Origin of the sequence: Salegentibacter sp. Hel_I_6 (assembly GCF_000745315.1) — a bacterium.
Classification (GTDB): Bacteria; Bacteroidota; Bacteroidia; order Flavobacteriales; family Flavobacteriaceae; genus Salegentibacter.
In genome coordinates this window covers 2,561,790-2,575,828 of the sequence record NZ_JQNQ01000001.1, presented here as the reverse complement: position 1 = coordinate 2,575,828, position 14,039 = coordinate 2,561,790, and the positions used below count along the sequence as shown (strand labels likewise).

Genomic DNA, 14,039 nt, shown 5'->3' with positions numbered 1-14,039 from the left:
TATTTCTTTTGAAAATTTCTGAAAACGCAGTTAAATAAATTGAAAAGCAAAAATGATCAATATTAGAAATTCTTTTTAACGAAGATGGATGACAAAATGCAATTGAAAGGCAAAACAGAAACTTCCCGACTATTCATAGGATAAGTATTAAAGTAACTAATAATTTTTTGAATAATTTAAAATACTAACCTACTGGAATTCAAAAAAGTAAGTTTTCGATTACGGAAAACCGTAAAACTTAGCGTAACAAAAGCATTAAATTAGCTTCAGATAAGTGAAAATAGATCTGTATTTATACTTATTTAATTTGGCAATTAATAATGCCGGTGCAGAAGATTAAGTTGAGTAGGGTCAATTTGATTTTCAAGGTACCGGCATTTTTATTATACCTTTTTTCTTCCAAAGTATTTTTTCAAGATCCATCCTCCCAAAAATGTTGTAATAAGGGAAAAACTACCGTATAGAATGGCTACCAGGCTAATATCTTTATCATCTAAAACCTGATTAGCAATAAATAAAGCGAGTACACTATTTTGCAAACCCATTTCAATTGCAATGGTATAAGCCGAGCTATGCTTCAGTTTACTACGATTAGCCACAAAATATCCCACAGCTATTGTGGTAAAGTTTAAAATAATTAATGGTACTAAAAGATTCAAATGTTTCAGGTATTGAATGTCTTGTTGAGATTCATCAAAAAAAATAACAACAATAAAGGCGAGTAACATAATACCAGGCAATATAAAGCGCAAGGCTTTGTGCAGCTTTTTACCAAATTTATGACCCCAATATTCGTTTAATAATATTCCTGCAATTACCGGTAGAATAACGGTGAATAATACATCGCTCATTGTTTCTCCAAAACTCAAGCTTATTGATTCTCCATTTTGGCCAAAAACTATAAAGCTAAACTGAACAATTAGCGGAATACTAAAGAGGACAATAAAACTATTAAAAGCTGTTAGCGATACTGAAAGCGCTACCCTTCCTTTTAGCATTTTAGCAACAAGGTTAGAAGCCGTACCCCCGGGACAGGAAGCAAGAAGCATGATTCCAATTTTGTATACGGGATCTATTGGCCAGAAAAATATCAATAGAAAGGCGATAAGTGGTAATAAAAATAACTGACATGCCAATCCAGTTATTATAGCCCTGGGATTAGTAAAAACCCTTCTAAAGTCGTTAAAACATAACTCTATCCCAATCCCAAACATAATTAGGGCAATAGAGAAAGGCATAAAAATATTGGCAAATTGCTGCATATTATTTCTAAAAAAAATCCAAGATAAGATTTTTTACAAAAAGAAAAACTGCCAGGAAATTGCAGAAAAAGTACTTTCCACTTTTATTATGGAAATATAAATTTATTGATTTTCTGGGTTGAAATTTCGGGATTAGCGCCTTCCCTTCCAGCTACTAAAGCTCCTACTGCGCAAGCAAAATCCAGACTGCTTTGGGCATCTTCCTTCTTCAATAACCCGGCGATTAAACTGGCCAAAAATGAATCTCCGGCACCTACGGTATCTTTTACTTTAACTTTAAAACCACTATTATAATAATGTTTCCCTTCTTTTAGTAGAACGGCACCATGACGCCCCTTGGTTACACAAATAGTTGCGGTATTTGTTTTTTCTGAAAGATATTCAAGGTTTTGTTCTAAAGAATTATAGGGAGAACCAAGCATTTCCCCTATTTCAAATAATTCGTCGTCATTGAATTTTATAAAATCTGCCTGATTCATAAGATTAATTAAAACTTCCTTTTCATAATACGGCGGACGCAAATTTATATCGAAAATCCGGTATTTTGCTTCAGGCAGCAACTTTAAAAGAGTGCTTCGGCTTACCTCATCGCGACAAATTAAACTCCCGAAGATAAAAGCATCAGCTTTCTTTACGGCAGTTTTCATCGCTTCTGAAATTTCAATCTTATCCCAGGCCACCGGATGTGCAATCTCATAAGTAGCAGAACCACCTGCAGATAAAGTTACATTTACCACCCCGGTAGCATGATTAGTATCCTTAGCTATATTTTCAGTTTTAATATTTTTGGATTTGAGATAAGAAATTAGCTTCTCTCCTTTTTCATCATCCCCTACCTTGCTAATCATTTCTGTTGAAATTCCTAATCCCGAAAGTCTTGAAGCAACATTAAGCGGTGCACCTCCAATTCTTTCACTCTCCGGAAAAACATCGTATAATATTTCGCCGAAGCAAACGGCTGTTGGGTCTTTTCTCATCAATTGAAAATTTAAAATTACTTTATCTATCGCTAACTTAATTAAAATAGTAAAACATGAGGTTGCCCCCATGTTTTACTTAACTAACCTACACCTACTAATTTAAAAACTAAAATATTTATAGAGTTCCCAGGTAATCAATAGCATTTTTATAAATTCCTTCAACGTTTCCTCTATAAGCATTTGTACGGCCATCGTTCATATTCCATTCTATACCTCCAACTCCAATCGCGATAATGGTTCCGCTATATGGTGTCATGGGTTCGAATTCAATAATGCCGGGGCAACATTCATCAGCTACGCCACTCCAAACAGCAAGCACAACACCATTGTAAAGACGTTCAAATTCTCCAAACTGGCCCTGTTGGTTTCCCGGACCCAATAAAGAAGAGGCATCCCAAAGGTTATTATGGTCTTCTCTTAATCCTGCATCTATAATAGGAAAATAGCCATTTTCATCTTCCTCTACCAAACCTTCATTAAAAGTATAAATGGGATGAGATTTTTTGGAGTTCATAAAATTAACACCACCATCTATAGCCCAGGTATCGGGAGAATCAAATGCCTCCCCATTACTTTGTATGGTTAACAAACCACTTTGATCTCTACCTACGGTTTCTGCAAAGCTAGTGGCCATCCCTCCAAGTAACATCTTTCCTCCTTCTACTAAGTATTGAATAAAGGCTGATTTTGGTCTACCTTCGGTAAAAATTTCAGGTAAATCAGAACTTCCTACCTGGTCATAATAAAATACAACAACGTTTATTTCCTGAAGCTGTTCATAAGTAACATCTTCTGCATTAAGATATTCAAAATCTTCCGCGTAAGTTTCCTGTACCCACCGGGCCGCTTCCGCCACGTCATCATCTGCAGTTTCTATAAGCTCTTCAAAAGTTGCAGCTTCCCCTAAGAATGCGATTTTACTAGGCAAAACACGTGTAATTAACTGGTAATTTCGAACAGAATTTGCGAAAATAGCCGATACATCTACACGATCTGATAAATCTAAGGTGGTGCCGCTTGAGGGGCTTACTTCTACCCCTTCCGGAGCATCTATTACCAATTCCACATTGGTAATATCAGTTCTTGGGGGAAGCACCAGGTTTATGGTTCCTCTCAAATGATCAATATTTGCCCGGGTACCATTCCCCTCTAGAGAGGAAATGGTAGTTAGAACAGGGTTTAGATCCTTATCATAATTTTCTCTTTCCTCACATCCAAAAAACGCTGCAATGGAAAGAAAGCAGAAAATAAAACATTTAAATTTATATAACATAAGTTTCGTTTTTTAATCTTCCAGATTATATAAGTAGGCAAGAATATTCTTTGTAAAATCTTCAATATTTGACTGGTAGTCGTTGGTTGTTCCATTAGAATCCCATTCGTAACCTACAATAGTATTCTCTATACTGAAAATTGAACCTTTAAAATCGGTTGCGATTTGATTCTCAAATCTAACGTGGTTACCTTGATCTGTTCTATTCCAAAGAATAGCGCCATAACCAAAGGCATCTCCAACAGTGGCAAGGGTTCCAAATTTAGTTGCGGCCATGGTTTGCTCAAAATTTAATGCAGCATCCTGCCCACAACAACTTGGCTCTAATATGCCATCAAAATGTTGCCACCAAATTAAACGTACTTCTCTTGTCGCTGAATTTTGAAGCGCAAGAAATTCATCATTTTGAAAGCTTAATCCATCAAAAACTGGATGGTTTCTGCGATCTTCAGAATTATTCTCTGGTCGCATTCCAAGTCCCCAAATATCATCAGCCGGTTTTCCTCCATCTACGCATCCCGAAGACTCGGCACAGCCAAATTCAGAATATACATAATTCCCAGGTTCCCTTGGCGCTGAAAAATCTGCAGGCACTCTATCTAGTGAGAAAATAAATGGAGTGGCATCTCCAGCAATTAGCATATCGCCACCTGCTTTTACCCAATTTTTTAAAACCTGTGCCCTGGTAGCTCCACTTCTTAATCCCGATGGCAACAAAGTTGAGACATTATTAGGTGTAGCGCTGTAACCAACATCTTCAGCAGGAGTCAGGTAATAAAGCATCGCTACCTTAATCTCTGCCATGTTTTGAGCTGTTATCTCTGCAAAAGAAATATACTTAAAATCTTCTCCATAAGTATTCTGCATCCAGGTAGCAGCCGCTTTGGCATCGTCATCAATCAAAGAAGCTATGTCTTCCTGCTCTCCAAGGAATGCGTAAAATATTGGATCTACATCCTGAGCTTCAATAGTTACTGTATAGGTTTTAGTGATCCCTTCAGAATTGGTAACGGTATATTCTACCGGTTCTGTAAAATCAAATTCTTCACCAGATTCAGGAGACAGGCTTTGACCTTCAGGAACTTGGATTTCAGGACTAAGACCTGTAATATCTGTTCCGGCAGATAAGGCCAGATATATAGTATTTTCTTCATTATCAATTACTGCCTCTGACTCTCCAATAGCAAAAGAAGTAATTTTAGGTGCTTCAATTTGATTTACATTAACTGTGTACTCATTTGCAGTAAAACCATCATTAGAAAGCACTGTATAAACCACCGGTCTACTGAAATCTCTAGATACTCCAGATGCTATATCAACACTTGTTCCCTCCGGTATTATAAAATTTGGAGTAAGGTTGGTTATATCTCCATCCTGACTTCCAATATCTATAGTTATTGTATTATTTGCATGATCTACATCACCCGAATTCTCTCCTATTGAAAATTCAAGAATCTTAGGATCTCCATAAGCTGCGAGCATTGCAGTATATTCCCGGTTTGCTCCATTTTGAGCCTGTGTAGTAAAAATAACAGGACCGTCTGAAAAATCTACGGTACTTCCAGATTCAGGACTCACACTAGTGCCTTCGGGCGTTACTAGATCTACTTGTATTGAGCTAAGATCTGTCCCGGCAGGAAGTGTCATGGATATGCTTGCCGTAGTATGGTTAATTTCTGCAAATTCCCCATCTACCTCAAAAGACCTGATTATAGCTTCTGAAAAATCTGGCACTACATCGGCGAAATTATCATCATCACTACAGGAATACAATATTACAAGGGGTAAAAGAAACACAAAACCAATTGCAATTTTCGTTAGTTTTTTAAATGAATTCATTGGATCTATTTTAAGTTTTAGTTGTAGTTATTAATAGCCTGTTCTTTGTGTATAAACACCACCACTGGCATCTATTTCAATTTGCGGAATAGGAAGATAATATTCGTGCGGTTCTAAGCTAGCACCTGATAAATAAGGTCTTCTGGCTTGTTCACCAGCTATATATTCACCAATGTAACTATCGGCAATTCCCCATCTAACCAGATCAAAGAACCTATGTCCTTCATTAGCAAGTTCCAGTCGTCGTTCAAATCTTAGTGCTTGAATAGCCTGATCTTCAGAAATAGAAGTAGGATAAGTTTCTATAAGATAATTAGCTGCATCTTGTGAAGGATTTTCGAAATCTGGTACATAAGAAGTATTTTTTGCACGAAGACGAATTTGGTTAATTATCTCCATACCATCAGCAATATTTCCTAACTCTATAGAAGCTTCTGCTTTCCACAATAATAAATCTGAATATTTTATAAGCGGAAAATCAAGGTTCCCTAAAGCCCAGGGAAAACCATTTGGATTGGATGCCATACCATCTGAAGTTGGGTAAATCATATTCTTTTTTCTTACCAAAAAGCCATAAGTTCCTGGATCCCTGCTCCAGTCTGGTTGTTGAGGCATTGCAGTCCAATCTTTCCAGGTTATTCCCGGTCTTCCAATAGTGTGATCAAGCCTTGGATCTACAAAATCATCTTCATTAAGACTTGCAGAATTAAAAGTATTGAACATTGGCAAACCATTAGAATTCACCTTAAAAGCATTAGCTAAATTTTGAGAAGGTTTATGAAAATCGTCTCCATTTAGATAAGGATGGTTTGGGTTATCACTAGGGCTATCTGGTGAATTTATTAAGTCTCCAAAATTAAGGTTCCCGTATTGCGATCCATCTTCAATAGAAAATTGAATAGCAAAGATATTTTCATCATTTCCATAGCCGGGCTCAGAGTATAATCGTTCGATATCTTCCACCAATCTATATTGTCCAGAATTGATTACCATATTAGTATTGGAAATCACTTCCTGCCAATCTTCCTGGAACAAATGTGCCTTAGCTAAATAAGCTCTGGCCACCATAGCATTTGCTCTACCCAGATCTTCCTGGCTATTAGGTAAAATGTCTATGGCCCTGTTAAGGTCTTCTTCTATTTTTCCCCATATAAATTCCTCATCAAATGTATTTGAGATAGATTTTAATTCAGTTACCGGGGTATTTTCATCATACCACACAATAGAACCAAAATTCTTCATTGCTTCAAAATAGAAATGAGCTCTTAGAACATATAATTCTCCAATACGCGTCTCACGTTCATCAAATTCACCGTCTTCTATAGCAGTTAGAAAACGAAGTGCTGTATCTACTCTTTTTACACCAAAGTATATGGCCCTCCAAAGGTTATAAACATTTTCGCTTGAAGGAAAAAGGTTATGGGTTTCGAGTTGATGCATACCTCCCCCGGGATTATCTCCGGTTCCACCGCCGCCTTTATAGGCATCGCCAGAGCGAATATCTGAGGTTGGCCAGTTAGAGGGTGCGTGATCAAAAGGATATAGATCTCTAAAGTCTCCAGTGTTATACCTATAATCTAAAGCGCTGTAGGCAGCAATCACCAGGGCTTCAGGTTCAAGATTCTCTTCTGAGATTGTATTTTGTTCCTGAACAAAGAGATCATCTTCTGTTACACATCCAAAATTCAACAGTATACCTAAAAAGGAAAAAATGAGAAGTGATTTGTTTAAAATGGTTTTCATAAGATGCTTTTTAAAAATTTGTTGATACTCCAAAGGTTACTGATTTGATATGGGGAATTCCATAACCTGCAATTCCAATCCCACCGGCACTCAAACCGCCAACTTCATAATCAAAGCCTGTGAATGATGTAATATCAAATAGGTTTTGACCCGATAAATAGAATCTTAGATTATTTAAATCCATCTGGTCAATAAAATCATCTGGTAAAGTATAACCTACTGTGATATTCTTTAACCTGAAATATGAGCCATCTTCAACAAAATAACTTGAAGGTTGAAGCTCGTTGTTAGAATTGTTGGTACTCAAAGCAGGAATATTAGAATTCGCATTCTCTGAATTCCAGTCATCTAGCGTGTTACGTCCAAAATTGAAACTGAAATAAGAAAAATCTCCAAGATTTCTTTGGGTATTGTATAAATCATGACCGTGTTTACCGTCAAAAAATGCACTTAGATCAAAACCTTTATAAGCTGCATTCAAACTAATACCATAAATAAAATCTGGATGAGGGTTCCCAATTATAGTTCTATCATTATTATCAATTACCCCGTCGTTGTTAAGGTCGCGGTATCTAATTCTACCCAGATCTTTCCCTGGTTGAGCGGCGTGCACTGCAACTTCCTCTGGAGTTCTAAAAAGTCCATCAGCAACTAAACCGTAAAACGATGCAATTGGAGAGCCTTCCTGGGTAATTGCAACTCCACTATTAAGCAGGAAGTTATTATCAGTATCCAGAGACTCTACATTATTTTTATAATGCGATACATTTACATCTACACCATATTTAAATTCATTTCTAGAATCGTTTTGGTAACTTACTACTGCCTCAAATCCAATATTTGAAACTTCACCCGCATTGATTGTGGGTGGGTCTGATTCTCCTGTAATAGCCTGTGAAATAGGCTGCAGGATTAGATTATTGGTACTCTTATCAAAGAAATCGGCGGTTAGTGTTAATCTATTTCGTAGAAAACCAAGATCAAACCCTGCATTATACTGCGTGGTTTCTTCCCATTTAATATCTGGATTTGCCTGTCTGGATTGTAGAATTCCCCTCTGGGTGCCAAATCCGCTACCGCTAATATTATAATCTGAAAATTCAATAACGTTGCCCACAGTATTATCCAGGAAAGAACTTAGATAGAGAAAATTCCCAATGATATCATTCCCATTTACACCCCAGGAAGCGCGTAATTTAAGATTTGAAATAGTTTCTGAATCTATCAGAAAATCTTCGTTTACCATATTCCAGGCTACAGAAGCTGCGGGAAAAATCCCAAATCTATTATTGGATCCAAACCTGGAAGAACCATCACGGCGAATACTACCGGAAACAATGTAGCGGTCATCAAAAATATACTTTAAAGAACCAAATTGAGATTGTTTTCGATATTCTACCGTATTCTCAATAGTTTGAAATTCAGCATCAGTTCTCACGATATAGTTGGGATAGTTTGTAATATCTACCCCTCTAATTCTCTCGGTTAGAAAATCTTCATTCTGACGGGTAAATTCCAATCCTCCCAGAACATTAAATCGGTGTTTATCAAGTTCAAACTCGTAAGACAATAAGTTTGTGAAAATGGTTTTGAAAAAATCATTTTCTACCTTATCTACGTCTATATTACTAAAAACACTGGGAATTTGATTCATTTGAACAAAGGGCTGTGTGCGCGTATCGAAATTGTAACGCACATAATCAAAATTCAATGAAGTATTAAAGTTTAAACCTTCTATAATTTCAATATTCGCAAACACATTTCCTAAAAGCCGGTTATTCCTTTGTTCATTCTTTCGGTTAGACCACAAGTTGGCAACCGAATTTGCTTTATCCTGAATAACAGGTGCCGTATAGGTTCCAGTTTCGGTAAAAACTGGGATCAATGGATTTTGCAGGATGGCATTTTCAAATTCATTAGCCTGCACTTCATTATAATTGGAATAGAGAAAATTCTCCCCTACGGTAATTCGGTCGTCCCAAAGATTAAAAGTGGAGTTTAATCTCGCATTTAATCTGTCATAATAAGTGTGTTTCTGTATACCATTATCTTTAGTATAATTTAAACCGGTAAAAAGCGTCATGTTTTCATCTCCATAACGATAATTTAGATCGGTATTATAAGAGATTGAATTATCTATTATAGCATCAACCCAGTCTGTGTCTGATGAGCGTATAAGTTGCTCTGGATCTAAAAACTCTGGAATGTCAAAACCACTACCATTATCATTTAACATATTAAAATTTCCTGAAATCCCATCATTTCGTCTTGCACGATAATAGGTATCTGCCCATTGTCTTGCATTTAAAATATCTATATCATCTCTTAGCATGTTCAAGGTAGTTTCAGACTTAATCGTGAATTCAGAAGTACCTTCTTTTCCTTTTTTAGTGGTCACTACGATTACTCCGTTAGCTGCAGATGTACCATATAAAGCTGCTGAAGCTCCATCTTTTAAGACTTGAATGCTCTCAATTTCATCTGGGTTAAGTGAAGAAGGGTTAAAAGTTTGGACACCATCGATAACCCATAGTGGACTTGAACCAGAATTTACCGTAGTTAGACCACGAATAAGAATCTGGGAATCGTTACCACCCGGTGTACCGCCAGAATTAATTTGGATTCCTGGCACCCTACCCTGTAAAGAGGTAAGGATATTAGGACTAAACTCCTGAGACATTTCAGAAATATCTACTACTGTAATTGCTCCTGCGATGTCTGACTTCCTTTCACTGGTATAACCTGTAACCAGGACTTCGTCTAGTTGAGAAACATCCTCTTCCAGTACGATATTGTAATTAGCTCTATCGCCTACCGTAACCTCTTTTGTTAGATAACCCATAAAAGAAATCTCTAATACTTCTCCCTGGCTGGCTTCCAGCTGAAAATTACCATCAAAATCACTCATAGCGCCCCTATTGGTGTCTTTAATAAGTACACTTGCTCCCGGAATAGGCATTCCAGCCTCATCGGTAATAGTACCGGTGAGTGTTTTTTGCTGCGCAAAGGAACATAGAGACCATAAAAAGAGTGATATCACTATAAAATTTTTCATATTTGGTTTCTTGGTTGATTTATATTAATTCTCGATTTCATAAATAGTAACCTCGGCAGATGCTGAACCTCCTTCTACAAAAAGGTCTACACCATCGGCATCGGCACTCTCAGGAAAGAACCTCCCGGTAAAATGGGATTCTCCATCTATAAAAACTTCCAGTACAGATCCATCTACGAATACTCTTATATCTACTGTTGCTCCAGGGCTAAGATTAAATGCGCCTCTTCGCACATCTCTTCTTACCAGGTCTGAGGTTGAAGAATCTGAAGCATCTACCACCCACTCCTGGGAATTAAAGTCGTAATAAACTTTATATTTCTCACCACTGGTTTCTGATTCACCCAGGATAAACCCGAATCTATTTGCGTTACCTGTATTTATTGAAGTCTGCATTTCAAAATGCCTTCCGTTAAAATCCAGGTTATTTTCAGCACCTGGCTCGAGACTTATAGTTCCAAATGAGGTTTGTGTTCCACGATAGTCATTTATATTGGGGTGCGCATTTATTATGATAGTTCCATCTTCGCTTAAGGTCCAAACCTGTGGCATACTAAATAAATTAGCATAGCCCTGTTGTTGCTGAAATTCAGGAGTTACCTCATCAGGAATAATCCCAATTGCTGTAGTTCTTCCATTATCTTCCAGGGTTACTGCAGGAGAAAGGAAGCCATTTACTACTTCAAGATTTTTAGGCGTTTCAAATTCGGGGATAAATTCTCCATTTTCAAAGCTACCTGTCCAGTAAAAAGTTATAGCAGGAGATGTATTATCGGGCGTTTTTTGAACAAGCAGGATAAATCTTCCATCAGGAAATTCGTGTAATACGGGCATTTCCCAGAACTCACCCTGCCCCTGGTTGATATCTCCCTGGAATAAAATTCCCTCATAATTCCAATCTTCAAAATCTTCACTGGTATAATACACCACATTTCCTCCTTCGGCAGCGATACCACTACCAATAATCATATGGTAAAGACCGTCTTTGAAGAAAACATACGGATCACGAAAATCTAAATCTACCTCTGCAGGAGCCGCTGCTATTAAAGGATTATTCGGGTTTTTATCTAATGTTTGGTAATTATCTGAAGAAAAAGCTGAACCCATTGCGGCTTTAGAGCCATCAACTCCTGTATAAATTACAGCAGGTGTACCATCCTCTAAAATAATGGCGTCACCAGACCATATTCCAGCCTGATCCCAACCCTGAGTTGGCCAAAGAACTGCTTCCTGCTCTTCCCAGTCAACTAAATCAGTACTAGTAAAATGACCCCAGTTTTGCTGAGCTATTCCAAGAAAAACTTCATTCTTCTGATAAAACATATGGTAAGTACCATCAAGACCTATCAAGCCATAAGATTCATTGGCCCATCCATAATCTGGAATAGGGTGATAAATAGGTCGGTTATTATCTCCTGAATAATCAATACCTAAATTGTATTCTACCCCTCCTGGAGTACCATATTGATCTCCGATAAATTCAGCAACGGCAGGAGTGGCGTGACCAGAGTAAACCGTAATTTCATCAAGTGCTCCAGAGTAAAAATCAATATCAAATTGTCCCAGGCTTTCTCCCATAGTGTTTTTCCCTATACTGAAAGGTGTAGAACCAGAAGGCCAGGTAATAGAACCTGAGGGCACGGTATTAGATGCTATAGATTGCTCATTTAAATAAATATCTATAGATTGGGATGCAGGACTAATCCCTACAATGATATGACTCCAACGATTTCTGGGTATACTCTGTGTACTTATTGTTTCTGCAAAAGAACCATCAATAAAATACTGAACAACTACCTGTCCGTAAGTATTAAGACCAACCATTACACCTGTCTCTGAACCTTCGGTAGTCATTGCCAACATAGCCGCTGTACCAACGGGATAAGATCTTGGTGATGCCCATAATGAGACAGTTACATCACCCCCCGGTAATACAGAACTGGAGACCTCTCCATCAATTTCGTTGCTAAGACCATCAAAGAAAAGCGCATTCCCAGAAACACCTGGCATACGATTTACCGCCTTACCCTGAATTTCAAAAGTATTACCACTCGAGGATTCTGAAATGGTACTACCCGAGTCTTCATCAAAATTAAACTCCAGTATTTTATCTATACTAAGGCTGTCAACCTCATCTATAAAAACTACATCATCATCGTAGCAAGATGTAAATAAGCTGCCTGCTAAAATTACTTTTAAAAGAAACATCATTTTTTTCATGGTATTAATTATTACTTTAAAGCTGGTTCTATTTGAAACTACACTTCTCTTATTAGATTTTACTGTCTAGTTGAGTTTTACCTGATTAATTTTTAGATTATTAATACTAAAATTTTTCCCTTCAGCACTAAACGTACTCAATGGTTGCTCTGGAAAGAAAATTTCAGTCATCACCGTCTCTCCATTGTCAAAGAATAATTCTATAGACATATTATCTATAATCGCCTTTACTTTTAGATTTGAAGTTTTTGACAGTCGGGGTGCTTTAGATACTTTATCTCCAAAATTCTCATTGAAATCGGTAAGGCCGGAATTGCTTCTGTCTATATAAAATTCCTCCGCTTTATGATCGTAGCCAAATTTCAAAATATCGCCTCCATCATTTGAAAGACTAAAGTGATATTCCTGCTGCTTTAAATTTTCGATCTCAAAAGAAAGCACAGCATTAGCCAGGTCAATTTCTTCGGAAGCCACTATTTGCGTTTCCCCTTCAACTTCAATATTATTTTTGGTAAATTCTTCTCCCTTATAATCTTCCAGTTCTGAAACAGGGGAAGAAATTACACGGTAAGTATCTTCGGTTTTGGTAAGTTTTAGTTCCCTGGCAATAGTCATCGCACTTCTCCAGGTTTCTGTAGGAACTTCGTTTGCATATTGCCAGTTAGACATCCAGCCAATAAACAAATGCCTTCCATCTTCCTCAGGAATATTGGCCCAGGTTACACCGGCATAATTATCTTTTCCAAAATCTAACCAGTAAGGGTGATCTTCATCCAAATCCTGCATAGATTCGTCTAAGGTGAAAGTCTTTCCATCAAAATCACCCACAAAATATTGGGTTCCGGAGCCTCCATTATATCCTCCTGGATTCAAACTCTGGATTAGCACCCATTTTTTCTCGTCAGAATCTTCAACTTTCATCTGAATAAAATCGGGACATTCCCAAACCCCGCCGTGAGCACCTATCCCACGGCCGAATTCAGAAGCTAATTCCCAATCTTTTAAATTTTGAGAAGTATAAAACATAGTTTGATCATCGGCAGAAAGTACCATGATCCATTGATCGTGAACGTTATCTCGAGTTATTTTTGGATCTCTAAAGTCACGAATTCCCGGGTTTTCAATAACAGGGTTCCCTTCATATTTTGTAAAGGTTTTACCTTCATCCAGACTATAAGCAATTGCCTGGGTTTGGTAATCTTCACGCCCTTCTTCTTCACCTTTAGGATCGTGATAAGTAAACATGGCAATTACCGGTGGCGTTTCACCATCGCCAAAACCAGAAGTATTTTCAGTATCTACAACCGCACTTCCTGAGAAAATATATCCTTGCTCATCGGGTTCAAGAGCAATAGGCTGTTCTTCCCATTTAATCATATCCTTGCTGGTAGCATGTCCCCAATGCATAGGACCCCAGGTATTTCCTTCAGGATAATATTGAAAGAATAAATGGTAAGTTCCGTTCAAAAAGAACATTCCGTTAGGATCATTCATCCAGTTTTCTTCTGGGGTAAAATGAAAAGCCGGTCGAAAATCGGTGTCACTTTGTGCAGTAACTTCTAGTGTTTCCTCATCAGATTCTTTATTATTCTCTTTACAGGAAAACATTAGCATTAAGCTCAGAAAGCAGCTGGAAAGGATTATTAATTTATTTTTCATTATTTCTT

General features: G+C 37.4%; 8 protein-coding genes. All 8 read right to left on the bottom strand.

Going from position 1 to position 14,039, the window contains the following annotated elements:
* Positions 1 to 383: 383 nt before the first annotated feature.
* Positions 384 to 1,262: a bile acid:sodium symporter family protein gene (locus FG27_RS11300; protein ID WP_037319100.1), complete on the bottom strand. Its 879-nt coding sequence runs from the start codon at positions 1,260 to 1,262 to the stop codon at positions 384 to 386.
* A gap of 86 nt (positions 1,263 to 1,348) precedes the next feature.
* On the bottom strand, positions 1,349 to 2,239 hold the full coding sequence (locus FG27_RS11295; protein WP_037322199.1) for a carbohydrate kinase: 891 nt from the start codon (positions 2,237 to 2,239) through the stop codon (positions 1,349 to 1,351).
* 118 nt (positions 2,240 to 2,357) lie between these two features.
* Positions 2,358 to 3,515 carry a DUF4960 domain-containing protein gene (locus tag FG27_RS11290; RefSeq protein ID WP_037319097.1) on the bottom strand — a complete coding sequence of 386 codons (1,158 nt, stop codon included), beginning with the start codon at positions 3,513 to 3,515 and terminating at the stop codon, positions 2,358 to 2,360.
* 12 nt (positions 3,516 to 3,527) lie between these two features.
* Positions 3,528 to 5,354 (bottom strand): DUF4960 domain-containing protein, encoded by a 1,827-nt coding sequence (locus FG27_RS11285; RefSeq protein WP_037319094.1) that lies wholly within the window; start codon positions 5,352 to 5,354, stop codon positions 3,528 to 3,530.
* A 30-nt stretch (positions 5,355 to 5,384) separates the two neighbouring features.
* Positions 5,385 to 7,097: a RagB/SusD family nutrient uptake outer membrane protein gene (locus FG27_RS11280; protein WP_156101225.1), complete on the bottom strand. Its 1,713-nt coding sequence runs from the start codon at positions 7,095 to 7,097 to the stop codon at positions 5,385 to 5,387.
* A gap of 10 nt (positions 7,098 to 7,107) precedes the next feature.
* Complete coding sequence (locus FG27_RS11275) at positions 7,108 to 10,152, bottom strand: TonB-dependent receptor (protein WP_037319092.1); 3,045 nt, start codon at positions 10,150 to 10,152, stop codon at positions 7,108 to 7,110.
* 24 nt (positions 10,153 to 10,176) lie between these two features.
* Positions 10,177 to 12,363, bottom strand: coding sequence for a GH32 C-terminal domain-containing protein (locus tag FG27_RS11270; protein WP_197051685.1), 2,187 nt, complete (start codon positions 12,361 to 12,363; stop codon positions 10,177 to 10,179).
* 75 nt (positions 12,364 to 12,438) lie between these two features.
* Complete coding sequence (locus FG27_RS11265; RefSeq protein ID WP_037319087.1) at positions 12,439 to 14,031, bottom strand: glycoside hydrolase family 32 protein; 1,593 nt, start codon at positions 14,029 to 14,031, stop codon at positions 12,439 to 12,441.
* Between the last annotated feature and the right edge of the window lie 8 nt (positions 14,032 to 14,039).